The 26,957-nt window shown below is 69.5% G+C and carries 21 protein-coding genes, 4 tRNA genes and 1 pseudogene; 14 read left to right on the top strand and 12 right to left on the bottom strand.

What is annotated here, in order from left to right; translation table 11 throughout:
- Positions 1 to 78 precede the first annotated feature (78 nt).
- From hrpA to AB0I52_RS23830, 3 genes are all read left to right on the top strand, one after another.
- Complete coding sequence (hrpA, locus tag AB0I52_RS23840; protein ID WP_363075684.1) at positions 79 to 4,011, top strand: ATP-dependent RNA helicase HrpA; 3,933 nt, start codon at positions 79 to 81, stop codon at positions 4,009 to 4,011.
- Positions 4,012 to 4,125: 114 nt separating this feature from the next.
- Positions 4,126 to 4,200, top strand: a tRNA-Asp gene (locus AB0I52_RS23835).
- A 386-nt stretch (positions 4,201 to 4,586) separates the two neighbouring features.
- Positions 4,587 to 4,919 (top strand): DUF6274 family protein, encoded by a 333-nt coding sequence (locus tag AB0I52_RS23830; RefSeq protein ID WP_363075733.1) that lies wholly within the window; start codon positions 4,587 to 4,589, stop codon positions 4,917 to 4,919.
- Positions 4,920 to 5,434: 515 nt separating this feature from the next.
- On the opposite strand, the gene bldC is transcribed toward AB0I52_RS23830, so the two are convergent.
- A complete protein-coding gene (bldC, locus tag AB0I52_RS23825) occupies positions 5,435 to 5,641 on the bottom strand; it encodes a developmental transcriptional regulator BldC (protein WP_003949541.1) in 207 nt (68 codons plus the stop codon).
- Between the two features lie 512 nt (positions 5,642 to 6,153).
- Positions 6,154 to 6,999 (bottom strand): hypothetical protein, encoded by an 846-nt coding sequence (locus AB0I52_RS23820; RefSeq protein ID WP_363075682.1) that lies wholly within the window; start codon positions 6,997 to 6,999, stop codon positions 6,154 to 6,156.
- 182 nt (positions 7,000 to 7,181) lie between these two features.
- Between AB0I52_RS23820 and AB0I52_RS23815 the strand changes: the two genes are divergently transcribed.
- Both AB0I52_RS23815 and AB0I52_RS23810 read left to right on the top strand, forming a co-directional pair.
- Positions 7,182 to 8,273 (top strand): Glu/Leu/Phe/Val dehydrogenase dimerization domain-containing protein, encoded by a 1,092-nt coding sequence (locus tag AB0I52_RS23815; RefSeq protein WP_363075680.1) that lies wholly within the window; start codon positions 7,182 to 7,184, stop codon positions 8,271 to 8,273.
- Positions 8,274 to 8,587: 314 nt separating this feature from the next.
- Positions 8,588 to 8,842, top strand: coding sequence for a DUF3073 domain-containing protein (locus AB0I52_RS23810; protein WP_327338098.1), 255 nt, complete (start codon positions 8,588 to 8,590; stop codon positions 8,840 to 8,842).
- A 165-nt stretch (positions 8,843 to 9,007) separates the two neighbouring features.
- Here AB0I52_RS23810 and purM read toward each other — a convergent pair whose 3' ends face one another.
- The 4 genes from purM to AB0I52_RS23790 all read right to left on the bottom strand — a co-directional run bounded on the left by purM (position 9,008) and on the right by AB0I52_RS23790 (position 13,906).
- Entirely contained in the window at positions 9,008 to 10,081 is a 1,074-nt protein-coding gene (purM, locus tag AB0I52_RS23805) for a phosphoribosylformylglycinamidine cyclo-ligase (RefSeq protein WP_363075678.1), read from the bottom strand.
- Positions 10,082 to 10,141: 60 nt separating this feature from the next.
- Entirely contained in the window at positions 10,142 to 11,668 is a 1,527-nt protein-coding gene (gene purF / locus AB0I52_RS23800; protein WP_363075676.1) for an amidophosphoribosyltransferase, read from the bottom strand.
- A 693-nt stretch (positions 11,669 to 12,361) separates the two neighbouring features.
- The gene (locus AB0I52_RS23795) at positions 12,362 to 13,162 is read right to left on the bottom strand and encodes a sterol carrier family protein (RefSeq protein WP_363075674.1); all 801 of its coding nucleotides are present in this window, start codon (positions 13,160 to 13,162) and stop codon (positions 12,362 to 12,364) included.
- A gap of 93 nt (positions 13,163 to 13,255) precedes the next feature.
- Positions 13,256 to 13,906, bottom strand: coding sequence for a TetR/AcrR family transcriptional regulator (locus AB0I52_RS23790; protein ID WP_363075672.1), 651 nt, complete (start codon positions 13,904 to 13,906; stop codon positions 13,256 to 13,258).
- Positions 13,907 to 14,129: 223 nt separating this feature from the next.
- Here AB0I52_RS23790 and AB0I52_RS23785 point away from each other — a divergent pair.
- Positions 14,130 to 15,724: pseudogene (locus AB0I52_RS23785) on the top strand (MFS transporter).
- On the opposite strand, the gene AB0I52_RS23780 reads toward AB0I52_RS23785, so the two are convergent.
- The 5 genes from AB0I52_RS23780 to purS all read right to left on the bottom strand — a co-directional run bounded on the left by AB0I52_RS23780 (position 15,712) and on the right by purS (position 20,609).
- Positions 15,712 to 16,674: a M23 family metallopeptidase gene (locus AB0I52_RS23780; protein WP_363075670.1), complete on the bottom strand. Its 963-nt coding sequence runs from the start codon at positions 16,672 to 16,674 to the stop codon at positions 15,712 to 15,714. The pseudogene AB0I52_RS23785 and the gene AB0I52_RS23780 sit on opposite strands and share 13 nt — an antisense overlap.
- A gap of 69 nt (positions 16,675 to 16,743) precedes the next feature.
- Positions 16,744 to 17,277: a helix-turn-helix domain-containing protein gene (locus tag AB0I52_RS23775; protein ID WP_363075668.1), complete on the bottom strand. Its 534-nt coding sequence runs from the start codon at positions 17,275 to 17,277 to the stop codon at positions 16,744 to 16,746.
- Between the two features lie 142 nt (positions 17,278 to 17,419).
- Complete coding sequence (gene purL, locus AB0I52_RS23770) at positions 17,420 to 19,669, bottom strand: phosphoribosylformylglycinamidine synthase subunit PurL (protein ID WP_363075666.1); 2,250 nt, start codon at positions 19,667 to 19,669, stop codon at positions 17,420 to 17,422.
- A complete protein-coding gene (gene purQ / locus AB0I52_RS23765; RefSeq protein WP_363023096.1) occupies positions 19,666 to 20,346 on the bottom strand; it encodes a phosphoribosylformylglycinamidine synthase subunit PurQ in 681 nt (226 codons plus the stop codon). Before purQ ends, purL begins: the two co-directional genes overlap by 4 nt.
- Positions 20,343 to 20,609 carry a phosphoribosylformylglycinamidine synthase subunit PurS gene (purS, locus tag AB0I52_RS23760; protein WP_078617732.1) on the bottom strand — a complete coding sequence of 89 codons (267 nt, stop codon included), beginning with the start codon at positions 20,607 to 20,609 and terminating at the stop codon, positions 20,343 to 20,345. The genes purQ and purS overlap by 4 nt, the downstream gene beginning before the upstream one ends.
- A 434-nt stretch (positions 20,610 to 21,043) precedes the next feature.
- Here purS and AB0I52_RS23755 point away from each other — a divergent pair, with 434 nt between their 5' ends.
- The 8 genes from AB0I52_RS23755 to AB0I52_RS23720 all read left to right on the top strand — a co-directional run bounded on the left by AB0I52_RS23755 (position 21,044) and on the right by AB0I52_RS23720 (position 25,917).
- Positions 21,044 to 21,379 (top strand): Lsr2 family protein, encoded by a 336-nt coding sequence (locus AB0I52_RS23755; RefSeq protein WP_363075664.1) that lies wholly within the window; start codon positions 21,044 to 21,046, stop codon positions 21,377 to 21,379.
- 188 nt (positions 21,380 to 21,567) lie between these two features.
- Positions 21,568 to 21,639, top strand: a tRNA-Gly gene (locus AB0I52_RS23750).
- 81 nt (positions 21,640 to 21,720) lie between these two features.
- Positions 21,721 to 21,793: transfer RNA gene (locus AB0I52_RS23745), tRNA-Gly, on the top strand.
- A 154-nt stretch (positions 21,794 to 21,947) separates the two neighbouring features.
- Complete coding sequence (locus AB0I52_RS23740) at positions 21,948 to 22,958, top strand: ABC transporter ATP-binding protein (RefSeq protein WP_363075662.1); 1,011 nt, start codon at positions 21,948 to 21,950, stop codon at positions 22,956 to 22,958.
- Positions 22,955 to 23,767 (top strand): ABC transporter permease, encoded by an 813-nt coding sequence (locus AB0I52_RS23735; RefSeq protein WP_363075660.1) that lies wholly within the window; start codon positions 22,955 to 22,957, stop codon positions 23,765 to 23,767. The genes AB0I52_RS23740 and AB0I52_RS23735 overlap by 4 nt, the downstream gene beginning before the upstream one ends.
- A gap of 13 nt (positions 23,768 to 23,780) precedes the next feature.
- Positions 23,781 to 25,214 carry a histidine kinase gene (locus AB0I52_RS23730; protein ID WP_363075658.1) on the top strand — a complete coding sequence of 478 codons (1,434 nt, stop codon included), beginning with the start codon at positions 23,781 to 23,783 and terminating at the stop codon, positions 25,212 to 25,214.
- Entirely contained in the window at positions 25,211 to 25,822 is a 612-nt protein-coding gene (locus AB0I52_RS23725) for a response regulator transcription factor (RefSeq protein ID WP_123460567.1), read from the top strand. Before AB0I52_RS23730 ends, AB0I52_RS23725 begins: the two co-directional genes overlap by 4 nt.
- Positions 25,823 to 25,844: 22 nt before the next feature.
- Positions 25,845 to 25,917 (top strand) — tRNA-Gly (locus AB0I52_RS23720).
- 81 nt (positions 25,918 to 25,998) lie between these two features.
- Here AB0I52_RS23720 and AB0I52_RS23715 read toward each other — a convergent pair.
- Positions 25,999 to 26,913 carry a phosphoribosylaminoimidazolesuccinocarboxamide synthase gene (locus AB0I52_RS23715; RefSeq protein WP_363075656.1) on the bottom strand — a complete coding sequence of 305 codons (915 nt, stop codon included), beginning with the start codon at positions 26,911 to 26,913 and terminating at the stop codon, positions 25,999 to 26,001.
- Positions 26,914 to 26,957 lie beyond the last annotated feature (44 nt).

Below are 26,957 nucleotides of genomic sequence, written 5' to 3'. Positions count from 1 at the left end.
ACCGTGCCGACTCCGTGACCGAGCCCGCGCGAAATACGTTCGCCGTTCCTCGGGCCCGGGTGAGATCCTGGTACCCGTATGTCTACTTCCTTCGCCGATCTCCAGTCCCAGCTCGGGCAGCTCTCGCTGCGCGACGCCCACCGGCTCGGCCGCCGCCTCGAAGGGGCGCGCCGCATCCGTCAGCCCGAGGCCCAGCAAGGCGCGCTGGACGAGATCGCCGCCCAGGCCACGAAGGCAGCCGGGCGGCTCGCCCTGCGGGCCGCGCGGCTGCCTGCCCTCACGTACCCCGAACAGCTTCCGGTCAGCCAGAGGAAGGACGAGATCCTGGAGGCGATACGCGACCACCAGGTCGTGATCGTCGCCGGTGAGACCGGCTCCGGCAAGACCACCCAGATCCCCAAGATCTGCATGGAGCTGGGGCGTGGCGTCCGCGGCATGATCGGACACACCCAGCCCCGCCGGATCGCGGCGCGCACGGTGGCCGAGCGGATCGCCGAGGAGCTGAAGACGCCGCTGGGCGAGGCGGTGGGCTGGAAGGTCCGCTTCACCGACCAGGTGAACCAGGACGCGACCTTCGTCAAGCTCATGACGGACGGCATCCTGCTCGCCGAGATCCAGACGGACCGCGAGCTGCTCGCGTACGACACGATCATCATCGACGAGGCCCACGAGCGGTCGCTGAACATCGACTTCCTCCTCGGCTATCTGGCCCGGCTGCTGCCCAAGCGCCCGGATCTGAAGGTCGTCATCACCTCGGCGACGATCGACCCCCAGCGTTTCGCGCGCCACTTCGGCGAGGCCCCGGTCGTCGAGGTCAGCGGCCGTACGTACCCGGTGGAGGTGCGGTACCGCCCGCTCCTCGAAGAGGAGGGCGACGACTCCGACCGCGACCAGATCACCGCGATCTGCGACGCCGTCGACGAGCTCCAGTCGGAGGGGCCCGGCGACGTCCTGGTCTTCCTCTCCGGGGAGCGGGAGATCCGCGACACCGCGGACGCGCTGGGCAAACGCAACCTCAGACACACCGAGGTGCTCCCCCTCTACGCGCGCCTGTCGCACTCCGAGCAGCACCGGGTGTTCCAGCGCCACACCGGTCGCAGGATCGTGCTGGCGACCAATGTCGCCGAGACCTCGCTGACCGTCCCCGGCATCAAGTACGTGATCGACCCGGGCAACGCCCGTATCTCCCGCTACAGCCACCGCACCAAGGTCCAGCGGCTGCCGATCGAGCGGATCTCGCAGGCCAGCGCCAACCAGCGCAAGGGCCGCTGCGGCCGTACGTCGGACGGCATCTGCATCCGGCTGTACTCCGAGGACGACTTCCTGACCCGTGCGGAGTTCACGGACCCGGAGATCCTGCGGACGAACCTGGCCTCCGTCATCCTCCAGATGACCGCGGCCGGTCTGGGCGACATCGAGAAGTTCCCCTTCATCGATCCGCCGGACCACCGCAACATCCGCGACGGTGTGCAGCTTCTCCAGGAGCTGGGGGCGCTGGATCCGGAGGAGAAGGATCCCAAAAAGCGGCTCACCCCGCTGGGCCGCCGGCTTTCCCAGCTGCCGGTGGACCCGCGCCTGGCCCGGATGGTCATCGAGGCCGACCGCAACGGCTGTGTCCGCGAGGTCATGGTCATCGCCGCCGCGCTCTCCATCCAGGACCCGCGCGAGCGCCCGTCCGAGAAGCAGACACAGGCCGATCAGCAGCACGCCCGGTTCAAGGACGAGACGTCGGACTTCCTGGCGTACCTGAATCTGTGGCGCTACATCCGCGAGCAGCAGAAGGAGCGCGGCTCCTCCAGCTTCCGCCGGATGTGCAAGCAGGAATACCTGAACTTCCTGCGCATCCGCGAATGGCAGGACATCTACGCGCAGCTGCGCACGGTCGCCAAGCAGATGGGCCTCGATCTCGACGAGTCCTCGACGGGCGCTGCTGCTCCCGAGCAGTCCGTGCACACCTCGCTGCTGGCCGGCCTGCTCTCGCACATCGGGCTGAAGGACACCGAGAAGAACGAGTACGTCGGTGCCCGCAACGCCAAGTTCGCGATCTTCCCGGGGTCGGCCCTCTTCAAGAAGCAGCCGCGGTTCGTGATGTCGGCCGAGCTGGTGGAGACGTCCCGGCTGTGGGCGCGGGTCAACGCCCGGGTCGAGCCGGAGTGGATCGAGCCGCTGGCCCAGCACCTGCTGAAGCGCACCTACAGCGAGCCGCACTGGGAGAAGGACCAGGCGGCGGTGATGGCATTCGAGCGGGTCACGCTGTACGGCGTGCCGATCGTTGCCCAGCGCAAGATTAATTTCGGCCGTATCGACCAGGAGATCTCGCGGGACCTCTTCATCCGCAACGCCCTGGTCGAGGGCGACTGGCGCACGCACCACCAGTTCTTCCACGACAACCGCAAGCTCCTGGGCGAGGTCGAGGAGCTGGAGCACCGTGCCCGGCGCCGCGACATCCTCGTGGACGACGAGACGCTCTTCGACTTCTACGACCAGCGGCTCCCGGAGCACATCGTCTCGGGTGCGCACTTCGACTCGTGGTGGAAGAACAAGCGCCGGGACGAGCCGGACGCGCTGGACTTCGAGCGCTCGATGCTCATCAACGAGAAGGCCGGGAACGTCACCAAGGACGACTACCCGGACTCCTGGCGGCAGGGGAAACTCAAGTTCCGGGTGACGTACCAGTTCGAGCCCGGTGCGGACGCCGACGGCGTGACCGTCCACATCCCGCTCCAGGTGCTCAACCAGGTCACGTCGGAGGGCTTCGACTGGCAGATCCCCGGCCTGCGCGAGGAAGTGGTCACCGAGCTGATCCGCTCCCTGCCCAAGCCGATCCGCCGGCACTACGTCCCCGCCCCGGACTACGCGGGCAAGTTCCTCGACCGGGCCGTGCCCCTCCAGGAGCCGCTGCCGGTCACCCTCGCCCGCGAGCTCCAGCGGATGGTCGGCGTCCCGGTCACCGCGGACGACTTCGACCTGAGCCGGGTCCCGGACCACCTGAAGATCACCTTCCGGATCGTCGACGAGCGGCGTCGCACGGTCGCCGAGGACAAGGACCTGGAGGCGCTGAAGATCCAGCTGCGCCCCAAGGCCCGGCAGGCGCTCTCCAAGGCCGCCGCGGCGACCGCGGGCCCCACGGGCGAGTCCATCGAGCGCTCAGGCCTCACGGACTGGACGATCGGCACGCTGGACCGGATCTTCGAGACCCGGCGGGCCGGCCAGCCGGTCAAGGCGTACCCGGCGCTCGTCGACCAGGGCGAGACCGTCGCCGTACGGCTCTTCGACACCGAGGCCGAGCAGCAGCAGGCGATGTGGCGCGGCACCCGGAAGCTGATCCTGCTGAACATCCCGGTGAACCCGGCGAAGTTCGCCTCGGACAAGCTGACGAACCAGCAGAAGCTGGCCCTGTCCCGCAACCCGCACGGCTCCATCCAGGCGCTCTTCGACGACTGCGCGACCGCCGCCGCCGACCGGCTGATCGCCGCGCACGGCGGCCCCGCCTGGGACGAGGCGTCGTTCCGGAAGCTGTACGACAAGGTGCGCGCCGATCTGGTGGACCTCACCGTCCGCACGATCGGCCAGGTCCAGCAGATCCTGGCGGCCTGGCAGGCGTGCGAGCGCCGGCTGAAGGCCACCAACAGCCTGGTCCTGATCAACAACGTCACCGATGTACGGGAGCACCTCGCCCGTCTCGTCCCGCCCGGGTTCGTGACCGCGACCGGGCTGCGCAGGCTGCCCGACCTGATGCGCTACCTGGTCGCGGAGGACCGCCGGCTCCAGCAGATGCCGACCAACGTCCAGCGCGACACCTCGCGCATGGAGAAGGTCCACGAGATGCAGGACGAGTACGCCTGGCTGCTCGAACAGCTGCCGCAGGGCAGGCCCGTTCCGCAGGAGGTCCTGGACATCCGCTGGATGATCGAGGAGCTGCGCGTCAGCTATTTCGCGCACGCGCTGGGCACCGCGTTCCCCGTATCCGACAAGCGGATCGTGAAGGCGATCGACGCCGCCGCCCCGTAACCGTGCGCCGGTGGCCGGGTGACCGGCCGGCCACCGGAAGTGAGGTCGACCGCACCCTCTGACCTCCTGTAGAGTCTGTCTTCGCAGCCGGCCGCGAGGCAGCCGCGAAAACCTGGTCCTGTGGAGCAGTTTGGAGTGCTCGCCACCCTGTCAAGGTGGAGGCCGCGGGTTCAAATCCCGTCAGGACCGCAGTAACGAAAGCCCGGATCCCCTGGATCCGGGCTTTCGCGCGTATTGACTCCGGCGTCCGCCGACGAGTACTCAGAAAACAGGGGCTGTCCCTGTTTTCTCGGCGCGGGGCAGCGCGCATCCACCGGGAGGTGGCGCGGATGGCGGCATCCACGGGCGAGGGGTTCCGGACGAACGAGGCATTCCGGACGGACGAGGAATCCGGAACGAGTGACGGTTTCCGCCCGGACACCGGATTCCGTCCGGACACCGGTTTCCGGACGGACACCGCTTTCCGGACGGACGGGGCCCTCCGGACGGAGGAGAGACCGCGAGCGGACGAGAGGCCGCGGGCGGCCGTGGACCCCCGGGCGGACGGGGGCGGCACCCTCGAAGCGGCCCGGCCGCTGCCCCGCGCCCGACGGAGGACGCCCCGGCACGAGATCCACGCCCTGCTGCGCGGCCATCTGGCGGCCGCCACCCGCTACCGCCACCTCACCCGGCACTGCGCGGTCTGCGCCCGGCTGCTGCGGCTCGCCACGGACCCCCTGACGGCCTCTCAGGCGGCGGAACCGACCGAGGAGCCGCCCGATCCTTCCGGGGCACCCACAGGGCCCCCGAAGGCCGTCGCGCGGGCCGCCGGAGCGCCGCGCGGCGAGGCGCCGGCGCCGAGCGGCCCCGGACCGGTCCATGGCGGCCGGTCCGCCACCCCGCGGGACGAAAGTCCTCCCGCCACGTGACCAATGGCGTGCTGTCGCACCCCTATGCAGTGGCAGGCTCGTACTTGGCAAGAGTCCTGCCGTGTGACGGGAGTCACTGAATTCGTTTTGAGAAGGGGTGACTTTACGCCCTTCCTACAACTGGCGAATTTAATATGTGCAATTGCACCACTCGGACGGGAGCCGCCCAGGAGCCCCCGAACCGTCCTCGCCCGGCCTTCCCGGGACGAGGCCACACAGTCCCGCACAGACCCGAGCAAGCCCGCACGAGACCCATCGGGAGCCAACCGGGCGTGCGGTTTCCAGTGGCCTGAACAGGCAGGGCGCCACGGCCCGGAGCACACCTCGCGGCCGGCCGCGTACGCACAAAAAAAGATCGCGCTGGACCCGGCGGAGTCCAGCGCGATCTGACGACGTGACCTGTATGACACAGGTACGGCGCCCGTTGGGGCGGGCGCCCGTCATATGGAGCTATGGGCGGGCTACATGGGTTGGGGGACCCAAAAGCCCAGTTGTGCTGCGGCGACAGGGGTTTGTCAGGCCTCGCTGCGCTGCTGCGGAATACCCGCAAGCAGTGCGCGGACCTCTGCCTCGCGGTACCGGCGATGTCCACCGAGCGTGCGGATGGACGTGAGCTTGCCTGCCTTGGCCCAACGGGTAACCGTCTTCGGGTCCACGCGGAACATCGTGGCAACCTCAGCCGGGGTCAGCAGCGGCTCGGCATCAGGGGTGCGAGCGGTCATGAGCGGCCTCCTCGGGAGAACCGAACCATCTCGGTTCTTTCCTCTAAATTCTGCACCTTGACCCACGTTGCCCGATATGGCGGACGCGGGCCGAGTCGGTTATAGGACGAACGGCTTGTCCTCGGCACTACAACTACACCATCCGTCCAGCCACGTCGGCCAAACCGATGGAATTGCCCTCCCAGGTGTTCATCAGCGACGGAAGCCGATGGACCATGCCATAGCGGACAGTCACACCACCGTGACGATCAGTCACAGAGCGATCAGGAGTCGTCAGACCCCCTATAGAACGCAATGCAGAGCACTCCGCCCATAATTGGACGAATGGAGTCCTCCCCGGACTCCTTGTCCTATTTTGGCACGAGGAGTAGGTAAGGGCGCAAGGGCCCCGTAAGTGCTATCCATCACGCTTGAGGCAAAGGCCCGGTTCGGGACGTAGGTCCTGACACATCAGGTATACGCTCCCGCCCCTTCACCCTCACGTGTCACACAGGACGCAGGTTCATCGCTTGTCAGTTCGCGAACTGACGATCTCTTACGGACCTCCAGCGTTCCGAAAGACGGGCGTACGCCGCACTTGCCCCCTCGGTGTCACCGGACCGCAGCGCCGCGATGCCCTCGGCCACGTCCGCGGCACTCCGGTCCTCGGCGAGGTGCCGCGCCGGCAGGGCGTGCACCAGCCCGCCGTAGTCCAGCTCGACCAGGGCGCGCGGATGGAACTCCTCCAGCCAGCGGCCGACATCCACCAGGCCGTCGGTGAGCGGCCCCTCCTCCATCGTCTCGCGCAACGTCTTCAGCCCCCGCGCCAGCCGGCGGCGCGCCTGGACCATCGGCGTCCGGTAGCGCAGCACGGCCGGCTCGCCGTCCTCGGCCGCCGGCCGGTGCTCGCGCTCCTCGTCCGAGACGAGGACGAACCAGCGCACCGGGACCTGCCACACCGCCGTCCTGATCCAGGGCCGGGCGTCCGGATTGCGCTCCGACCACCGCTCGTGGTCGGCCAGTGCCTGCCCGCGCACCACCGGCGGCAGCACGGCGTCGAGCACCGGGCCGGGGAACATGTCCGCCAGACCGTCCAGCGCCAGCCAGCCGCGCAGCCGGGTCCGCCACGGGCAGACGCACACCACACCGTCCACCTCGGCGACGAACGCGTCGGCGCTCTCGTGCGCCGGGACACCGACCGGCGGGGTCGCCGCCAGATCGGCCAGCGAACGGCGCAGTTCGTCCTGGGCCGTGGGGATCCGGGCACGGCCCGCATAGCGCGCCCAGTGCGCGCGTTCGGCCTCCGGGAAGGCCGCCAGTGGCTCGTAGACCCTGAGGTAGGACGCGTATGGGACGGGCACCGAAGACACCACCGACATGCAGCGATCGTGTCACGCCCGTACTCCGGTCGTGGGTGATCCGCGGCACCGGATCACATCTCCGTCCGTACGGGACGAGCGGCCTTAAGCTCATGCCCACGGACCGTCCCTGCCGGTCGGTCCGGGGCTCTCCCCACCTTCAGGAGAGTCTTCCCGCCGCTTCGTAATTGGGAGTCACCACAGTGACCGATGTGACCGACGGCGTCCTGCACACCCTGTTCCACTCGGATCAGGGGGGACACGAACAAGTCGTGCTCTGTCAGGACCGCGCCAGCGGCCTCAAGGCCGTGATCGCCATCCACTCCACCGCCCTGGGCCCGGCCCTGGGCGGTACCCGTTTCTATCCGTACGCCTCCGAGGAGGCAGCCGTCGCGGACGCGCTGAACCTGGCGCGCGGCATGTCGTACAAGAACGCTCTGGCCGGGCTCGACCACGGTGGCGGCAAGGCCGTCATCATCGGCGACCCGGAGTCCTTCGAGGGCGCCCGGCGGACCGAACTGCTGCTGGCCTACGGCCGGGCGGTGGCCTCGCTCGGCGGCCGTTACGTGACCGCGTGCGATGTCGGCACGTACGTCGCCGACATGGACGTCGTGGCCCGCGAGTGCCGCTGGACCACCGGCCGCTCCCCCGAGAACGGCGGCGCCGGCGACTCGTCGGTGCTCACCGCGTTCGGTGTCTTCCAGGGCATGCGGGCCTCGGCCCAGCACCTCTGGGGCGACCCGACGCTGCGTGGCCGAAAAGTGGGGGTCGCCGGAGTCGGCAAGGTCGGCCATCACCTCGTCGAGCACCTGCTGGCGGACGGCGCGCTGGTCACGATCACCGATGTGCGGGACGAGTCCGTGCGCCGGATCACCGAGAAGCACCCCGAGGTCGCCGTGGCGGCGGACACCGGGGCGCTGATCCGTACCGAGGGTCTGGACATCTACGCCCCGTGCGCGCTCGGCGGCGCGCTGAACGACGACACCGTTCCGGTGCTCACCGCCTCGGTGGTGTGCGGCGCGGCCAACAACCAGCTCGCGCACCCGGGCGTCGAGAAGGACCTGGCGGACCGCTCGATCCTCTACGCGCCCGACTACGTGGTGAACGCCGGCGGCGTCATCCAGGTCGCCGACGAGCTGCGCGGCTTCGACTTCGACCGGTGCCGGGCCAAGGCGGCAAAGATCTTCGACACAACGCTGGCCATATTCGCACGTGCGAAGAGTGACGGGATCCCGCCGGCCGCCGCGGCCGACCGGATCGCCGAGCAGCGGATGGCAGACGCCAGGCGTCGCTGAGCGCGGCAGGGGCCCTACAGGGGGTCATTCCCTGCGCAGAGCCTGCTGTACCCGCCGATCGGGGAGACATGCCTCACCCCGGTCGGCGGGTCGCATGCCCAGAAGAGGTTAAAATCGCAGTTGACCAGCGAGGACAGGGCTCCTCGCGGGTCCTCTTCCGGGGTGTGTGATGCGGGCGGCGTACCGTATGGCCGCGGAAGCAGGTACCGTTGAAGCTCTACAGGCACGGTCTCTCTGTCGAGAGTCCGTCCTGAAACATGAACGCGTGTCAAGACTCTGGGGCCGTCGAGCCCCGTCACCGAGGGGGTCGAGCCATGGGGCGCGGCCGGGCAAAGGCCAAGCAGACAAAGGTCGCCCGTCAGCTGAAGTACAGCAGCGGCGGGACTGACCTGTCGCGTCTGGCCAATGAGCTGGGCGCATCACCTTCGAGTCAACCACCGAACGCAGAGCCGTTCGAGGACGACGACGAGGAAGATGACCCGTACGCACAGTACGCGGATCAGTACAACAACGATGACGAGGACGAGGACGACCAGTCCGGTCCGTCGTCACAGCGCCGCGGCGCTTGACCTCGCGCTGACACATCAACCCGGTCCGGGCCTGTCCCGGACCGGGTTCTGTGCTGTCCCGGTCCGAAGAGCACGCCGGCTCGGTTCGGCGAACGCGCTGTCCCGGTACGCCGGGCGGATCATGCCGACCCGCCCGGCGTCCGGTGCCGTCTTCCGTGCCCACACTCAGCGCGCGTACTCGCCCACGAGCTCCGCGCCCGTCGTGTGCGCACCGCGGTCGGTGATCTCGCCGGCGACCCAGGAGTCGACGCCGCGGTCCGCCAGTGTCGTCAGGGCCGCGTCGGCGGACTCCGCCGGGACGATCGCGATCATGCCGACGCCCATGTTGAGCGTCTTCTCCAGCTCCAGCCGCTCGACCTGACCGGCCTTGCCCACCAGGTCGAAGACCGCGCCGGGCGTCCAGGTGGAACGGTCCACGGTCGCGTGCAGTCCGTCCGGGACGACCCGGGCCAGATTGTTGGCCAGGCCACCGCCGGTGACGTGGCTGAAGCCGTGCACCTCGGTCGTACGGGTCAGCGCCAGGCAGTCCAGCGAGTAGATCCTGGTGGGCTCCAGGAGCTCCTCGCCGAGCGTCCGGCCGAACTCCTCGACCTCGCGGTCCAGCGCCCAGCCGGCCCGGTCGAAGACGACGTGGCGGACGAGTGAGTACCCGTTGGAGTGAAGCCCGGACGACGCCATCGCGATGACGGAGTCACCCTTGCGGATACGGTCGGGGCCCAGCATGCGGTCGGCCTCCACCACACCCGTACCGGCGCCGGCGACATCGAAGTCGTCCGGGCCGAGCAGGCCGGGGTGTTCGGCGGTCTCGCCGCCGACCAGGGCACAGCCCGCCAGCACACAGCCTTCGGCGATGCCCTTCACGATGGCCGCGACACGCTCGGGGTGCACCTTGCCGACACAGATGTAGTCGGTCATGAAGAGCGGTTCCGCGCCGCAGACGACCAGGTCGTCCACGACCATGCCGACGAGGTCGCGGCCGATCGTGTCGTACACGCCCATCCGGCGGGCGAGGTCGACCTTGGTGCCGACGCCGTCGGTGGCGGAGGCGAGCAGCGGACGCTCGTAGCGCTTGAGGGCCGAGGCGTCGAAGAGTCCGGCGAAGCCGCCGAGACCACCGAGGCCCGCGACCTCGGGGCGCTGCGTCTTCTTCACCCACTCCTTCATCAGCTCGACGGCACGGTCGCCGGCCTCGATGTCGACGCCCGCTGCCGCGTAGGAAGCACCTGTTGTCTCAGACATTGCCTGGGATCTTTCGTGTGGAGATACGGGGCTGGTGGAAAGGCTGCCGGACGGTCCGGGTCACGGACGGCGCAGCGCGTCGGCCGCGGCGGTCGCCGCAGGGCCTGCCGCCAGCTCGGTCTCCAGGAGCTGCTTGCCGAGCAGCTCCGGGTCCGGAAGCTCCATCGGGTACTCGCCGTCGAAGCAGGCGCGGCAGAGATTCGGCTTGTCGATCGTCGTCGCCTCGATCATCGCGTCGATCGAGATGTACGAGAGCGAGTCGGCCCCCATCGACGTGGCGATCTCGTCGACGGACATGCCGTTGGCGATCAGCTCGGCGCGGGTCGCGAAGTCGATGCCGAAGAAGCAGGGCCACTTCACCGGCGGGGACGAGATCCGGATGTGGATCTCGGCGGCGCCCGCCTCGCGGAGCATCCGGACCAGCGCGCGCTGGGTGTTGCCGCGGACGATCGAGTCGTCGACGACCACCAGGCGCTTGCCCTTGATGACTTCCTTGAGGGGGTTCAGCTTGAGACGGATACCCAGCTGCCGGATGGTCTGGGACGGCTGGATGAAGGTCCGGCCGACGTAGGCGTTCTTGACCAGTCCGGCACCGAACGGGATTCCGCTGGCCTCCGCGTAACCGATGGCGGCGGGAGTGCCGGATTCCGGAGTCGCTATGACCAGATCGGCCTCGGCGGGAGCCTCGGCGGCCAGCCTGCGGCCCATCTCCACCCGGGAGAGGTACACGTTCCGCCCGGCGATATCGGTGTCGGGGCGGGCCAGATAGACGTACTCGAAGACACAGCCCTTGGGCTTCGCTTCCGCGAACCGGGAGGTGCGCAGGCCGTTCTCGTCGATGGCGACGAGCTCGCCGGGCTCGATCTCGCGGACGAAACTGGCGCCGCAGATGTCGAGGGCGGCGGACTCGGAGGCCACCACCCAGCCGCGCTCCAGCCGGCCCAGCACCAGCGGGCGGATGCCCTGCGGGTCACGGGCGGCGTAAAGGGTGTGCTCATCCATGAAGACGAGGGAGAAGGCCCCCTTCGCCTCGGGGAGCACCTTGGTGGCGGCTTCCTCGATGGTGAGCGGCTTGCCCTCGTCATCGGTCTGGCCGGCGAGCAGCGCGGTCACCAGATCGGTGTCGTTGGTCGCGGCGACCTGGGTGGCACGGCCGTCCTTGCGCGGGAGGTCGGCGACCATCTCGGCGAGCTGCGCCGTATTGACCAGGTTGCCGTTGTGACCCAGGGCGATCGAGCCGTGCGCGGTCGCACGGAACGTCGGCTGCGCGTTCTCCCACACCGAGGCACCGGTGGTGGAGTAGCGGGCATGACCGACCGCGATATGGCCCTGGAGTGATCCCAGAGAAGTTTCGTCGAAGACCTGCGAGACCAGTCCCATGTCCTTGAAGACCAGGATCTGGGACCCGTTGCTCACTGCGATGCCCGCGGACTCCTGTCCACGGTGCTGCAGGGCATACAGTCCGAAATAGGTGAGCTTGGCGACCTCTTCGCCCGGAGCCCAGACACCGAAGACGCCGCAAGCGTCCTGGGGGCCTTTCTCTCCGGGGAGCAGGTCGTGGTTGAGTCGTCCATCACCACGAGGCACACCACCGAGTGTAGGCGAGATCGACCACTGGTCCGAATGGGGACACCCGGCCGTGGCACGGGGCGAGCGCCCCCGCGGCCCCTTCCCGATGCTGCCCGGTCGGTCACCCGGAGTGATCGCCGTGCGAGGGACGGCGGCCCGCCGCGAGGGCCGCAGGGCAGTTGTCGCCCGGATCACCGGCGGATTGCCAACTGGATCGGGCCAGGGCGCCGGGGACTCCCCGGACCGCTTCGTGGCGCTCCGTGAGCCGGTCCCCGGGGGCGTGCGGCGGGGTGGCCGAACGCTCGTTTCGTGGTGAGCCTCACACCGGGGCGACCGGTATGCGGTATCTGGGGGGCGGACGCGGGGGCGTGCTTGGGGGCCGTGGCGTGGAGGGGGGCGAGGGCCAGGGGTGTCGCAGACCGGCCGGTCGGTCTCGGACGTTGGCCGTCGGTCGGTTGCGAGCCTTGGCTGCCGGCCGGTCGCAAGCCTTTTGCTACCGGTCGGTCCAGGGGTTCGGGTCCAGCCCATCAGGGTCCAGGGCGTGTTTCGAAAGTAGCGCCCTCCGCCTGAAGGGCGGGCCCGGCGGCGTCCGGTGCGTGCGATCGCAAGGCGGAGGGTCGCCCCGATACTGGTTGTATCGGCGCGATCCCGACAACGCGGCGAGCGTGCGTGCCAGACACCGCCGGGCAGGCGGGACTTCCGAAACCCGCCCTAGCCCATCAGGGGCAGCAGTGCGGCGAGGTCCGCACGCTCGCCGCTGGCGCTGACCTTCGCCGCGTCGAGTGCCCGCGCCCACTCCGTCCGCCCGGTGGCCAGTCGGAACCAGGTGACCGGATCGGTCTCGACGACATTGGGCGGGGTGCCCCGGGTGTGCTTCGGGCCCTGGACGCACTGGACGACGGCGAACGGCGGGACCCTCACCTCGACCGAACCGCCCGGCGCCTTCTCCGCCAGCGCGTCGGCGAGCAACCGGGTGCAGGCGGCGAGCGCCTGACGGTCGTACGGGATGTCGAGCCCGGCCGCCTCGTTGAGGTCGTACGTGTGGACGACGAGCTCCACGGTCCGGGTGACCAGGAAGTCGCCCAGGCGCATCGCGCCGACCCGGGTGGGCAGCAGCCGGTCCTCGGACACGCCGGCCACGAGCGACTCGAAGCGGTCGGCGACCTCCCCGTAGAGCGCGTTCACATCCGGGTGCCCGGCGGCGAGCGCCGCGGTGTCGTCCGCGATCCGTCCGGCCCGCCCGGCGGTCGAGAACGGCCACTCCAGGAGCGTGACATCGGGCTTGGCGAGGGCCGGCTCGGGAAGCTCCAGACTCCGGCTGACGTGCGAGAGCGCCATGGTCAGGTGGACGGCCAGTTCACGTACCGTCCAGTCGCCTAGGCCGCTCGGCCCGTCCAACTGCTGGTCCGTGAGGGCACCAACGGCTTTCCGGACAAGGGCGAACTGCGCCAGGACCGCGGCGCGGGTCCTGACCGGGTCGTAGCGGCGGGCGCGCTTCTGGGACGGCGGCATGACGAGGAGCCTACGGCTTCGCCCCTGCCCCCTGCGGGGGCTGGGCGCGGGGTGCGGGGGATGCGGGGGATGCAGGGGATGCGGTCGGGATTTTCAGCTCCCGCCCGGGGCGCGGGTCGCGTAGTCGCCCAGCCCCTTTTCGAGCAGGTCGAACCCGCGCCCGGCGATCACCACGGCGTCCGCGGCGATCTCCTCGACCGGCTCCCCGGCGAGCAGCCGCCGGTGGTTCTCCGTGATCAGGGCGTTGCGGGTGCCGATGAGCTGGGCGGCCACGATGCGCGCGATGGCCGGCTCCTCGCCCTCCTCGACCAGAACGTCGGTCAGCTGGTCGAAGGAGAGCACGAAGAAGGCGTGGGCCCGGGTGAGCAGCGTGGGCGTCTGCTGGATCAACTGAAGGAGTCCGAGCGCCACCGGCGAATCGCTCATCCCCACCGAGGCGTCCCGGTTCTCGATGGCGGTCAGGAAGTGGCGGCGCACGCCGGCCACGGCCGACTCACCGGGCTCCCGGTCCCGCACCACCTGAGCGACATCATCGATGTGCTCCTCCATCGGCGCGAAGACCAGATCCTCTTTGCTGTCGAAGTAGTTGAAGACCGTCATCTTCGACACCTCGGCCGCTTCGGCGATCTCCGCGACCGAGACCTGGTCGAAGCCACGCTCGGTGAAGAGCTTCGTGGCCTCGGCCAGCAGACGGCGTCGCGTCTGGATCTTCTTGCGCTCACGCAGGCTCAGCCCCTCGGTCATGACATCACTGTACCAGGATGAAATTTAATCTCGGATTAAAACTTGACCGAGTTCATTTTAGTCGGGAGAGTGGTGCCCACCACAGCGACGCCATGCCGCTCCGGAGGGGAGCCCTGCCATGCCCGAAGCGAAGACCGAGCCCGGGACAACCGCCATCACGGCCCGGCAACCCACCGGCTCGCGGCCCACCAGCAGTTCGCAGCCCACCAGCCGGAACCGCGTCATCGGCTTCGTCCTCTGCATCACCACGATCCTGCTGGCCGTGCTCGACTCGAACATCGTTTCCTCGGCGACCGTGCCGATCGTCCGCGATCTCGATCCGGTCCACGGTGTCGACCGGATCGCCTGGTTGATCGCCGCCTATCAGCTCGCCGCGACCGCCGCGCTCCCGCTGTACGGGAAGCTCTGCGACTCGCTCGGCTCGAAGAACATCTTCATCGGCGCACTCGCCACCTTCCTGGCCGGCTCGGCCCTGTGCGGAATGGCCCAGTCCATGGGCGAACTGATCGCCGCCCGCGCCCTCCAGGGCATCGGCGGCGGCGGCCTGATGAGCGTCACCATGGTCGTCCTGCGCCAACTCGGAGGTCCGAAGGACGAGGCCGGCGGCGCGGACCACGACACCGGCGCGGGCAGCACCAAGAGCGGAGACAAAGAAGGCAACCGCAACAACGACAGCGCCAGCGCCAGCGCCAGCGGTAGCGGTAGCGGTAGCGGTAGCGGCGGGGACAGCGGTGCGGGCGGCAGCAAGGGTGGCAACCTCGGCGGCGTCATCGCCGGTGCGGGAATGGCGCTCGGACCCTGGATCGGCGGAGCCCTCTCCGACCACGCCGGGTGGCGGTGGATCTTCTACGTCAACCTTCCGGTCGGCATCGCGGTACTGGTCGCGGCCATCACCCTGCTGAAGCTCCCCGCTCACACCGCGCGCCGCCGCATCGACTTCCCCGGCGCCGCTCTCGCCGCCGCCTTCTCCACCACGCTGCTCCTGGTCACCGAGTGGGGCGGTCAGCAGTACGCCTGGTCCTCGCCGCTGATCGCGGGCCTCCTCGTCACCGCGGCCGTCACCCTCGGGCTCTTCCTGTGGCGCCAGGCGACCGCGGCCGAACCGATCCTTCCGCTCTCCCTGTTCACCGTCCCGGCGATGCGGAACGGCTTCGCCATCCAGGGCCTGGTCGGCGCCGCGATGATGGGAACGATCGTCTACGTCATGATCTATCTCCAGGTCGCACGAGGGGTCGCCGCATCCTCGGCCGGGCTCTTCCTGCTCCCGATGGCCGTCGGCATGACGGTGGTCGGCCTGGCCTCGGGGCGTCTCACCGCGGCCGGCTGGTCGCAGAAGACGTTCGTCGTCAGTGGCACGGTCTGCGCCTCCGCCGCCCTCGCCCTGCTGGCCACCCTCACGACGGACACCAGCCTGTGGATGGTGCGTACCGCACCAGCCTGTGGATGGTGCGTACCGCGATGCTGATGATGGGCCTGGGCTTCGGCCAGCTGGTCGGGCAGCTCATCCAGTTGGTCCAGGACACCGCACCGGCCCACCAACTGGGCGTGGCCACCACCGGGGTCCGCTTCTTCCAGACCCTCGGCAGCGCCCTGGGCGCGTCCGTCTTCGGCACCGTGCTGAGCCGGGTGTACGCGGCCCGCGGGCCGGGCGGGCCGGCCGGCGGGATCGGTGAGCTGACGGGAGCCGCCCACCAGCAGGCGCTGCGCGCCTTCGTCTCCTCGACCAACGTGGTGTTCTACTGCGCCACCGGCGTGATGATCCTCGCCGCGTTCCTGGCCACCCGGCTGCCCGGGGCCGTCCGGACTCAGGAGGCCTGAGCCGCTCCCGGCTCCCCTCCGCGCTCCCCGGCCGGACTTCCGTGAACCGCTGCCCCGGCCGTGAATGCCTCACCGTTCGCCGGAACGCCTATCCCCCGCCAGGTGAACGGAATTCCGACCGCCACATCCAGATCCGGATCGTCCATCAGCTGGAAATGCACATGTGGTTCGGTGGAATTCCCGGAGTTTCCGCACTCGGCGAGAGGCTGGCCGGCCCGGACCCTCTCCCCCGCCCGCACCCGGATCGAGCCGTGCCGCAGATGGGCGTACATGGCATACGTACCGTCGCCCAGGTCCAGCACGATGTGGTTCCCGACGATGGCGCCAGCGCCCCGCACGTCCCGCACGGACGCCTCTATCAGCATCAAGTAGGCGAGCGCGGGGCCGGAGTTGCGGCTGAGGTGGTCGCGGCGGCCGTGCGAGGCGTGCACCACCGTGCCGTCGGCCACCGCGAGGAGCGGAGCCCCGAAGGCCGGGAAGTGGTGGTTGCGCCGGGCGACGGGCCACAGAACGCGGAACTTCGGACGGGACAGGACGGCGCGCCCCTCGGGGCCGGAACCAGAACCAGGCCCACGATCCGGCCCTGGCTCCGGCCCCGACCCCGATCCCGACCTCGGCTCCGGCTCCGGCTCCGGCTCGGCCACGATGTCGATCGCGTACGTCTGCCCATAGGCGTGCACCCCATGGCTGGGCACCCTGTCCGCCGGGCTGTTCAGTGCCGTCCAGCGCCCCGTCACCGGCGGCTCGACCTCCACCGCGGGCCGTGGGTCCGCCGCCGCTGCCCGGCCCCTGCGGCCCGTCGTCAGACCGAGGGCGACTGCGGCGGCAGCCGGCACCCAGGTCAGCCAGTACGGGAACGGCGGCCGGGGAAAGAGGCTGATGACCACCATCACGAAGAAGGCGATCCAGCAGACCCGGTACAGCACCATGACAGCTTTACGGACAGACATGACTTCCCCCTGGATCGTCTGTTTCGTCGTACGCGTTCCTCGGATTGCCTGCTTCGTCGTACGCGTTCTTCAGGATCTGGCTGTTGTGAGGGCCACCAGCAGCGGCACCACCCGGGCACCCGGGACCTCGTACCGTCCCCGTCCCGTCGTGTGCAGCCAGCCCGCACCGGTCAGTTGACGCAGATGGTGGTAGATCTGCCCCGTCGTGCCGGTCTCGTCGAGCGCGGCGAGCTCTGCGGCCGTGCGCCGGCCGCCCAGGATCTCCCGCAGCAACCGCAGCCGCACCGGATGTCCGAGCGCGGCGAACGACTCCGCGGCATTCGACCAGTCGGCGCCCGGCTCCCCGGGATCACCCGCCTCCCCGACCTCCAGCAGCTGTTCCGTCAGCGCGCTGTACTGCCACTCGTACCGCTCGCCCGTCGGCAGTCGTACCGCGCCCGTGTACAACACACCGCCATCGGCGGTCCCGGCCCCGGAGAGCTGTTGCTTCAGCCCTTCCAGGGCCCAGAAATCGGCCCCCGTCGGGCGCGGGACATCCGGGCGGTCACCCACGAGCGCCTCAAGCCGCCGCTCCAGCTCCGAGACACGCTCTTCCAGTTCCATTCATCTAGATTACGTAATTACGTAATCCAGCGCAAGGGGGCCGCGCACGGGAACCGGCGCGTGGAAAGCGGAAAACCGAAAGGCTCCCACCCGGACGGAAGCGGACCGGGTGGGAGCCTCTGCGACAGTGCGCGGGCCGGAACTACGCCAGCAGCGCGGGGATCGTCCCCTCGTGCGCCGTACGCAGCTCGCTCAGCGGGATGCCGAACTCGCCCTGGACCTCGATCTCCTCGCCGTCCACGACACCGATCCGGGCCACGGGCAGACCCCGCGCCCCGCACATGTCGTTGAAGCGGAGCTCCTCACTGCGCGGGATCGAGACGATCGCGCGTCCCGCCGACTCGGAGAACAGGAAGGTGAACGCGTCCAGACCGTCCGGCACGACCAGCCGGGCACCCTTGCCGCCACGCAGGCAGGACTCGGTGACCGCCTGGATCAGACCGCCGTCGGACAGGTCGTGCGCCGCGTCGATCATGCCGTCGCGGGAGGCCGAGATCAGGATCTCGCCGAGCAGCTTCTCGCGGCCCAGGTCGACCTTGGGCGGCATGCCGCCGAGGTGCTGGTGGACGACCTCGGACCAGGCCGAGCCGCCGAACTCCTCGTGGGTGTCGCCGAGCAGGTAGAGGAGCTGGCCCTCTTCCTTGAAGGCGACCGGCGTACGCCGGGTGACGTCGTCGATCACGCCGAGCACGGCCACGACCGGCGTCGGGTGGATCGCCGTGTCACCGGTCTGGTTGTACAGCGACACGTTGCCGCCGGTGACCGGCGTGCCCAGCTCCAGGCAGCCGTCGGCCAGACCACGGGTGGCCTCGGCGAACTGCCACATGACGTCCGGGTCCTCGGGCGAGCCGAAGTTCAGGCAGTCCGAGATGGCGAGCGGCTTGGCGCCGGAGGCGGCGACGTTGCGGTACGACTCCGCCAGCGCGAGCTGCGCACCGGTGTACGGGTCGAGCTTCGCGTACCGGCCGTTGCCGTCGGTCGCCATGGCCACGCCGAGGTTGGACTCCTCGTCGATGCGGACCATGCCGGCGTCCTCGGGCATCGCGAGCACGGTGTTGCCCTGCACGAAGCGGTCGTACTGGTCCGTGATCCAGGACTTGGAGGCCTGGTTCGGCGAGGAGACCAGCCGCAGTACCTGCTCGCGCAGCTCGGCGCCGTTGGCCGGACGGGCCAGCTTGCCGGCGTCGTCGGCCTGGAGGGCGTCCTGCCAGGACGGACGGGCGAACGGGCGGTGGTACGTCGGGCCCTCGTGGGCGACGGACCGCGGCGGCACGTCCACGATCTGCTCGCCGTGCCAGAAGATCTCCAGCCGCGAGCCCTCGGTCACCTCACCGATGACGGTGGCGATGACGTCCCACTTCTCGCAGATCTCCAGGAAGCGGTCCACGTGCTGCGGCTCGACGATCGCGCACATGCGCTCCTGCGACTCGCTCATGAGGATTTCCTCGGGCGAGAGGGAGGAGTCGCGCAGCGGCACGGTGTCCAGCTCGACGCGCATACCGCCCGAACCGGCCGAGGCCAGCTCGGAGGTGGCACAGGAGAGCCCGGCGCCGCCGAGGTCCTGGATGCCCGCGACGAGCTTCTCCTTGAAGATCTCCAGGGTGCACTCGATCAGGAGCTTCTCCTGGAACGGGTCGCCGACCTGGACGGCCGGGCGCTTGGCCGGACCGGTCGACTCGAAGGTCTCCGAGGCCAGCACGGAGACGCCGCCGATGCCGTCGCCGCCGGTGCGGGCGCCGTAGAGGATGACCTTGTTGCCGGGGCCGGAGGCCTGGGCGAGGTGGATGTCCTCGTGCCTCATCACGCCGATGCAGCCGGCGTTGACGAGCGGGTTGCCCTGGTAGCAGGCGTCGAAGACGACCTCGCCGCCGATGTTCGGCAGGCCCAGGCAGTTGCCGTAACCGCCGATGCCCGCGACGACGCCCGGCAGGACCCGCTTGGTGTCGGGGTGGTCGGCCGCGCCGAAGCGCAGCGGGTCGACGACCGCGATCGGCCGCGCGCCCATCGCGAGGATGTCGCGGACGATGCCGCCGACGCCGGTGGCCGCGCCCTGGTAGGGCTCGATGTACGAGGGGTGGTTGTGCGACTCGACCTTGAAGGTGACCGCGTACCCCTGGCCGACGTCGACCACGCCGGCGTTCTCGCCGATGCCGACGAGCATCGCGTCGTTGGCGGGGACCTTCTCGCCGAACTGCTTGAGGTGGACCTTGCTGCTCTTGTAGGAGCAGTGCTCGGACCACATCACGGAGTACATGGCGAGCTCGGCGCCGGTGGGACGGCGGCCCAGGATCTCGCGGACCTTGGCGTACTCGTCCTCCTTGAGGCCGAGTTCCTTCCAGGGCTGCTCGGTGTCCGGGGTTTCGGCCGCGTGCTTGACCGTGTCCAGGCTCATGCGTTGACCAGCTTCTTGATGATCGAGGTGAAGAACCCGAGACCGTCGGTGCGACCGGTGCCGATCAGCGGCTCGACGGCGTGCTCGGGGTGCGGCATCAGACCGACGACGTTGCCCGCGGCGTTGGAGATGCCGGCGATGTCGCGCAGCGAGCCGTTGGGGTTGACGTCCACGTAACGGAACGCCACGCGGCCCTCGGCCTCCAGCTCGTCGAGCGTGTGCTCGTCGGCGGTGTAGCGGCCGTCCATGTTCTTGAGGGGAACGGAGATCTCCTGACCCTCGGAGTAGTCCGAGGTCCAGGCGGTGTCCGCGTTCTCGACGCGCAGTTTCTGGTCGCGGCAGATGAAGTGCAGGTGGTTGTTGCGCAGCATCGCGCCGGGCAGCAGATGTGCCTCGGTCAGGATCTGGAAGCCGTTGCAGATACCGAGAACCGGCATGCCCGCCTTCGCCTGCTCGATCACGGTCTCCATGACCGGCGAGAAGCGGGAGATGGCTCCGGCCCGCAAATAGTCGCCGTAGGAGAAACCGCCCGCCAGGATGACCGCGTCGACCTGGTGCAGATCCTTGTCGCGGTGCCACAGCGAAACGGGCTCGGCGCCCGCCACCCGTACGGCTCGCAGGCTGTCCTGGTCGTCGAGGGTGCCCGGAAAGGTGACGACTCCGATACGAGCAGTCACTTCGACTCCTCGGCCTTCTCCACCTTCACGGTGAAGTCCTCGATGACGGTGTTGGCGAGGAACGTCTCGGCCATCTCGTGAATACGGGTGAGGGCGGCCTCGTCGACCGGCCCCTCGACCTCCAGCTCGAAACGCTTTCCCTGACGTACGTCCGCGATTCCCTCGAAGCCGAGACGGGGCAGCGCACGCTGCACAGCCTGTCCCTGCGGGTCGAGGATCTCGGGCTTGAGCATGACGTCGACTACGACGCGTGCCACTGGCACTCCCGGTGTGGTGGTGTGGTGCGGCTGTTTCTCCGGGGGGTTCCCCAGGACCCCCGCGGGTCCCCTCAGCGTACCTGTCCAGAAATTCTACGCGGGTAGATATAGGGCGGGCCGGTTCACGCCGAGATATCGGCGTGAACCGGGGAGGTGCGGAGGGAACGGAACCGGGAACGCACGCGGGAACGGATGTGGCAACGGATACGGAAAATCCTGCGGAAAAAATCCCCACCAGCAGCACACATAGCAGGCTGACACGCGCACGTAATTGGGTGGGCTTCACAATGCGGTGCCCATCGCTGTACAAATGATTACCGGGGAAAGCGACATTGCCCCGGAACGGCCGGCACCAGCCGGCCCTCATCCGCGCTCACAGCCGGAAGGCCGGCATCCGCGCATGTCAGACGCGCAGATGCCGCAGGAAAGGACCGATATCCGTGGCTCAGCGCGTAGTGGTCACACTCTCCGACGACATCGACGGGGGAGCGGCAGCGGAAACGGTCACCTTCGCGCTGGACGGGAAGTCGTACGAGATCGACCTCAATCCGTCCAATGCAAAGAAACTGCGCAAGGCTCTGGCCCCGTACATGGCGGCGGGCCGTAAGCAGACAAATGCCGGCAAGCACGGCAAGGTTCCCGTCTCGTACCGGCACACCTCGCTCGCACCCGCCCCGGCGGCCGTGCGCGCCTGGGCCCGGTCACACCGGATGGAGGTGCCGGCCCGCGGCCGGATTCCCAAGAAGGTCTACGAGGCGTTCCAAGAAGCCAGTTGAGCGGAAGCGCCGGACGGCCGGTGCCGGGCGGGGGTATCGGACCGCCCGGCACCGGCCTCCTCGACGACACCTCGCGGGAGCCGACGTGGACACCTCGCGGAAGCCGACTTGCGCGACACCCCTGCAGGTCGGCTAGAGTCTGGAGCACGCCGAAGGGCAAGGCCGAAAAGCCGGGCCCCAAGCAGCGTGCGGGTGTAGTTCAGTAGTAGAACATCCCCCTTCCAGGGGGAAGGCGCAGTGTGCAATTCCTGTCACCCGCTCTGCATCACTCTTCCTCAACCACTCCAGTGGATCAGGTAGAGTAGTGCTCGCTCCACCGGTGAAAGCCGAGTGGTCGCAATGCGGACGTAGCTCAGTTGGTAGAGCGCAACCTTGCCAAGGTTGAGGTCGCCAGTTCGAACCTGGTCGTCCGCTCGTTCAGTAAGAAGCCCCCGGTCTTTCGGCCGGGGGCTTCTTCGTATTCGATCTCGGTCATATCCACACCGTCCGCACCCCCCATGACGTTTGTCATGGACTGCGATGACAGCTCGCACTGCTCCCGGCGCCGTCCGGGAGGAAGCCTTGAGTCATGGCCTTCGACGAAATTCCCCATGAGTGCGTGATCGAGGCGGACGGTGTCCGACGCAGTTATGCGGGCGGCTTCGAGGCCGTGACCGGCGTCTCCTTCTCCGTGGCACGCGGCGAGCTGTTCGCCCTGCTCGGCACGAACGGCGCCGGCAAGACCTCCACCGTCGAACTGCTGGAGGGTCTGGCCCGCCCCGACGGCGGAACGATCCGGGTGCTCGGCCACGACCCGTACGAGGAACGCGCCGCAGTCCGCCCCCGGATCGGGGTGATGCTCCAGGAGGGCGGCTTCCCCTCCGACCTGACGACCACCGAGACGGTACGGATGTGGGCGGGCTGCACCAGCGGGGCCCGGCCCACCGGCGAGGCCCTGGACCTGGTGGGGCTCGGCCACCGGGCGCGCGTCCGGGTCAAACAGCTCTCCGGCGGTGAGCGGCGGCGGCTGGATCTGGCGCTGGCCGTTCTCGGACGGCCCGAGGTGCTCTTCCTCGACGAACCGACCACCGGCCTCGACGCCGAGGGGCGGCGCGACACCTGGGCGCTGGTGCGACGGCTCCAGGAGGGCGGCATCACCGTGCTGCTCACCACGCACTACCTGGAGGAGGCCGAGGCACTCGCCGACCGGCTGGCGATCATGCACCGGGGACGGATCGTGACCTCGGGCACCACCGCGGAGGTGACGGCCGCGCGGCCGTCCCGGATCCGGTTCGAGCTGCCCGCCGGGACCGCCGCGGGACAGCTGCCGCTGAGTCTGCGCGCCGCGGCCGACGGCCCGCGGATCGAGATCCGTACCCACCGTCTCCAGGAGTCACTGGCCGAACTGCTGCGCTGGGCAACGGAGTCGGACGTCCGGCTGATCGGGCTCGATGCGCGGTCGGCCTCGCTCGAAGAGGCATTCCTCGACATCGCCAGGTCCGCGGCGAAGACCGAGAACGAACCCGAGAACACGGCCGAGGCCGAGACCGAGAACAAGACCGGAAGCGGAACCGGAACCGAAAAGGTGGCTGTGGCATGACGACCGTGACAACGCGTGCGAACACCGCGACGACCGGATCCCCGACCACGACGGCCCGAGGCCGGCTGACCGCCCTCGGACGGGCCGAGCTGACGCTGCTCCTCCGCAACAAGACGGCCGTCTTCGTCGCGCTGTTCATGCCCGCCGTGATGGTCCTGGCGATGAAGTCGACGTTCGAGCAGATGGATCTCGGCGGGACCGGGCTGACCGTGGCCGGAGCGGCGCTCACCGGCGGCATCGGAACGGTGCTGCTCCAGGCCGTCTACATGAACATGGTCGCCGCCTACGTGGCACGGCGCGAGGAACTGGTCCTGAAGCGGCTGCGTACCGGCGAGGTCACCGACGGGGAGATCCTGACCGGAACCGCGCTGCCTGCGGCCGCACTCGCCCTGGCGCAGACCACCGTGATCGTCGTGGCCGGTACCGCCTTCTTCGGCCTCGGCGCACCCGAACGCCCCGAGCTGCTCCTGCTGGGGCTGGCGATGGGCGTGGTGCTGCTGACGGCGCTGGCCGCGGCCACCTCGGTGATCACCCGCACCGTGCAGACCGCCCAGCTCACGACCCTCCCGCTGTTCTTCGCCTCACTGACGGGCTCGGGACTCTTCGTGCCGCTGGCGATCCTTCCGGACCGGCTCGCGTCGGTGTGTGAGCTGCTGCCACTGACCGGAGTGATGACACTCGTACGGGCCGGCTGGCTCGGCGGCGCGGAGGGCACCGACCTGCTGCGGGCCACGCTGACCGGGTTGGTCTGGACCCTGCTCGCGGTGTTTGCTGTCAAGCGCTGGTTCCGCTGGGATCCGCGACGCTGAGGGGTGTGATGCAGTGCTGACGCGCGTACGTGGCTGGCGCCGCGGCTGGCAGGAACGCAGCAAACTGGAACGGATCGACCTGTACTCGCGGCTGACCATGTCGACGATCCCCTGGATCTTCACCCTGACGTGGCAGCTGGCTCCGCTGAAGGAGGACATCCGCCATGCGCCGCTCCCGCTGGCGCTGGGCCTGGCCCTGCTCGTGGTCTGCCTGGCTCAGTGCGTGCTGAGCAGCCGCAATGTGCGGCCGTCGTACGACCACTACGTCGGCACCTCCGTGTTCCCCCGGCAGCGGATGATCGCACCGCTCGCCCTGCTGCTGGTGGGGCTGGGACTGCTGGCGGCGCTGGCCGCCGTGGACGGCGTCGGCGGAGCGGGGCTGCTGATGATGACCATGAACGCACCGATGGCGCTGGTGATGACACAGGTCCTGCTGGTCCCGGTCCGCACGTTCCTGGTCCAGTCGCTCGGCCTCGTCGCGCTGACCACCGGCGTCCTCGCGGCCGCCGGGGTGCGGGGCGGAGTCCTGGCCGGCGTGGTGCCGGCCACGCTCTTCGGCTGTGTGCTGGTCCTGATCTCCGTACGTCCGAGCACCTGGAGCCTGAGCGTGATGTGGCAGGCGGAGGAGGCCCGGGACGTGCAGGCCCGGCTCGCTGTCGCCGAGGAGCGGCTGCGGTTCGGGCGGGACATGCACGACGTACTGGGCCGCAATCTCGCCGTGATCGCGCTCAAGAGCGAGCTGGCGGTGGAGCTGGCCCAGCGCGGCAGGCCCCAGGCGGTGGACCAGATGGTCGAGGTGCAGCGCATCGCCCGCGCCTCCCAGCAGGAGGTCCGGGATGTCGTACGGGGCTACCGGGAGGCGGATCTGAGTACGGAACTGGCCGGGGCGAAAGGCGTGTTGCGGGCGGCCGGCATCGAGTGCGCGGTGGTGGGCGACAGCGGCGCCGAACTGGCCGCGCCCGTCCAGGCCGCCCTCGGCTGGGTGGTGCGCGAGGCGGCCACCAACGTGCTGCGGCACGGCGACCCCCGACGCTGCACGATCCGGCTCACCGCCTCGGCGGACGAGGTGGTGCTGGAGGTCGAGAACGACGGCGCGTCGGCCACGGCCACGACCGGTGATTTCGCTTCCGGCGGGAGCGGTTCCGGGCTGACCGGACTGCGCGAACGGCTCGGCTCCCTCGACGGCTCGCTGGACGCGGGAGCGGCGGGCGACGGGCTCTTCCGGCTGACCGCGAGAATCCCGCTGCCCCGCCCGGACACGGGCCGAAGGACCCGCGCCGCGTCGTGGACGGCTTCGGGAGTCGCGTCGCGTACGGCCTCCGAGGACGCGTCGGGCACGACCGTCGGGGATGTACCGGGCACGACCTCCGAGGACACACCGGGTACGGCTTCCGCCGACGTGCCGGGTACGGAAACGCGTACGGCCTTTCTGGAGGAGCGACGATGACTGCGGTGCGGGTGCTGCTCGCCGATGACGAGCACCTGATCCGGGGCGCGCTCGCCGCGCTGCTCGCGCTGGAGGACGACCTGGTGGTGGTCGCGGAGGCGGCGACCGGGCCCGAGGCGCTCGCCATGGCCCGCGCGCACCGTCCCGATGTGGCGGTCCTGGACCTGGAGATGCCGGGGGCGGACGGTGTGAGCGTCGCCACATCGCTGCGGTCCGAACTCCCGGGCTGCCGCACCATGATCGTGACCAGCCACGGTCGGCCGGGACATCTGAAACGGGCCCTCGCGGCGGGCGTGCGGGCGTTCGTGCCGAAGACCGTCAGCGCCCGGCAGCTGGCCGGGATCATCCGTACCGTGCACGCCGGGAACCGTTACGTGGATCCGGAGTTGGCGGCCGACGCGATCGCGGCCGGGGACTCGCCGCTGACCGTGCGCGAGGCCGAGGTGCTGGAGCTGGCGGCGGACGGGGCGCCGGTGGCGGAGATCGCGGAGCGGGCCTCGCTGACGCAGGGAACGGTACGGAACTACCTCTCGTCCGCGGCCTCGAAGCTCGGGGCCGAGAACCGTCACGCGGCGGTGCGTCTCGCGCGGGAGCGGGGTTGGGTATAGTGGTTCTCGCGCTTCGGCGCTTGCGGACGTAGCTCAGTTGGTAGAGCGCAACCTTGCCAAGGTTGAGGTCGCCAGTTCGAACCTGGTCGTCCGCTCGGTTCAGCAAGAAGCCCCCGGCCTTTCGGCCGGGGGCTTCTTCGTGTGCGGGGCTCGTCCGTGTGCCGGGACGGGGGCGGCTACTGCCAGGGCATGCCGGTGAGGAGTTCGTACGCCTCCAGGTACTTGGCCCGGGTCGCGTCCACGATCTCCTGCGGCAGCGCCGGCGGCGGCTGCTCGCTCCTGCGGTCCCAGCCGGAGACCGGCGAGGTCAGCCAGTCGCGCACGAACTGCTTGTCGTACGACGGCTGGGCGTGGCCCGGCTCCCAGGTGGCGGCGGGCCAGAAGCGCGAGGAGTCCGGGGTCAGCACCTCGTCCGCGATGATCAGTTCCTCGCCGCCGTCGGCGGTGGGCGCGAAGCCGAACTCGAACTTCGTGTCCGCGAGGATGATCCCGCGCTCGCGTGCGATGTCACGGGCCCGGCCGTACACGTCCAGCGTCGTCCGGCGCAGGTGCGCCGCCGTTTCGGCGCCGACCTGGCGGGCCACTTCCTCGTAGCTCACGTTCTCGTCGTGGTCGCCGACGGCCGCCTTGGTGGCGGGGGTGAAGATCGATCCCGGGAGCTCGGAGCCGTCGACGAGGCCCTCGGGCAGGCCGAGGCCGCAGACGGTGCGCGAGGCGTTGTACTCGACGAGACCGGAGCCCGTCAGATAGCCGCGGGCGACGCACTCGACCGGGACCATCCGCAGCGACCTGCAGATCGTCGTGCGGCCGGCCCAGTCGGCGGGGGCACCGGCCGGCAGCTCGGTGGACAGGACGTGGTTCGGCACGAGGTCGGCGAGCTGGTCGAACCACCACAGCGAGAGCTGCGTCAGCACGCGGCCCTTGTCCGGGATCTCGGTGGGCAGGACCCAGTCGTACGCGGAAATCCGGTCGCTGGCGACCATGACGAGGTCACCGGCCTCGTTCCGGTACAGGTCGCGCACCTTGCCCGTGTGCAGGTGGGTGAGCCCCGGCACCTGTACGGGCTCGGGCTTTTCTACAAATCCGGACACGCTGCCTCCGCGTAGGTTGATCCAGGAGTCGTTCCGATTGTCCC

Source organism: Streptomyces sp. NPDC050423, assembly GCF_040655445.1.
Taxonomy (GTDB): Bacteria; Actinomycetota; Actinomycetes; order Streptomycetales; family Streptomycetaceae; genus Streptomyces.
The sequence above is the reverse complement of the archived record's forward strand: the minus strand, read 5'-3'. Positions and strand labels throughout refer to the sequence as shown.

What these genes read in the sequence shown, in the direction of transcription:
- hrpA (WP_363075684.1), top strand. Translation starts at nt 79, where the DNA reads ATGTCTACTTCCTTCGCCGATCTCCAGTCCCAGCTCGGGCAGCTCTCG.
- bldC (WP_003949541.1), bottom strand. Translation starts at nt 5,641, where the DNA reads ATGACCGCTCGCACCCCTGATGCCGAGCCGCTGCTGACCCCGGCTGAG.
- AB0I52_RS23820 (WP_363075682.1), bottom strand. Translation starts at nt 6,999, where the DNA reads ATGTCGGTGGTGTCTTCGGTGCCCGTCCCATACGCGTCCTACCTCAGG.
- AB0I52_RS23810 (WP_327338098.1), top strand. Translation starts at nt 8,588, where the DNA reads ATGGGGCGCGGCCGGGCAAAGGCCAAGCAGACAAAGGTCGCCCGTCAG.
- purM (WP_363075678.1), bottom strand. Translation starts at nt 10,081, where the DNA reads ATGTCTGAGACAACAGGTGCTTCCTACGCGGCAGCGGGCGTCGACATC.
- AB0I52_RS23795 (WP_363075674.1), bottom strand. Translation starts at nt 13,162, where the DNA reads ATGCCGCCGTCCCAGAAGCGCGCCCGCCGCTACGACCCGGTCAGGACC.
- AB0I52_RS23790 (WP_363075672.1), bottom strand. Translation starts at nt 13,906, where the DNA reads ATGACCGAGGGGCTGAGCCTGCGTGAGCGCAAGAAGATCCAGACGCGA.
- AB0I52_RS23780 (WP_363075670.1), bottom strand. Translation starts at nt 16,674, where the DNA reads ATGTCTGTCCGTAAAGCTGTCATGGTGCTGTACCGGGTCTGCTGGATC.
- AB0I52_RS23775 (WP_363075668.1), bottom strand. Translation starts at nt 17,277, where the DNA reads ATGGAACTGGAAGAGCGTGTCTCGGAGCTGGAGCGGCGGCTTGAGGCG.
- purL (WP_363075666.1), bottom strand. Translation starts at nt 19,669, where the DNA reads ATGAGCCTGGACACGGTCAAGCACGCGGCCGAAACCCCGGACACCGAG.
- AB0I52_RS23740 (WP_363075662.1), top strand. Translation starts at nt 21,948, where the DNA reads ATGGCCTTCGACGAAATTCCCCATGAGTGCGTGATCGAGGCGGACGGT.
- AB0I52_RS23735 (WP_363075660.1), top strand. Translation starts at nt 22,955, where the DNA reads ATGACGACCGTGACAACGCGTGCGAACACCGCGACGACCGGATCCCCG.
- AB0I52_RS23725 (WP_123460567.1), top strand. Translation starts at nt 25,211, where the DNA reads ATGACTGCGGTGCGGGTGCTGCTCGCCGATGACGAGCACCTGATCCGG.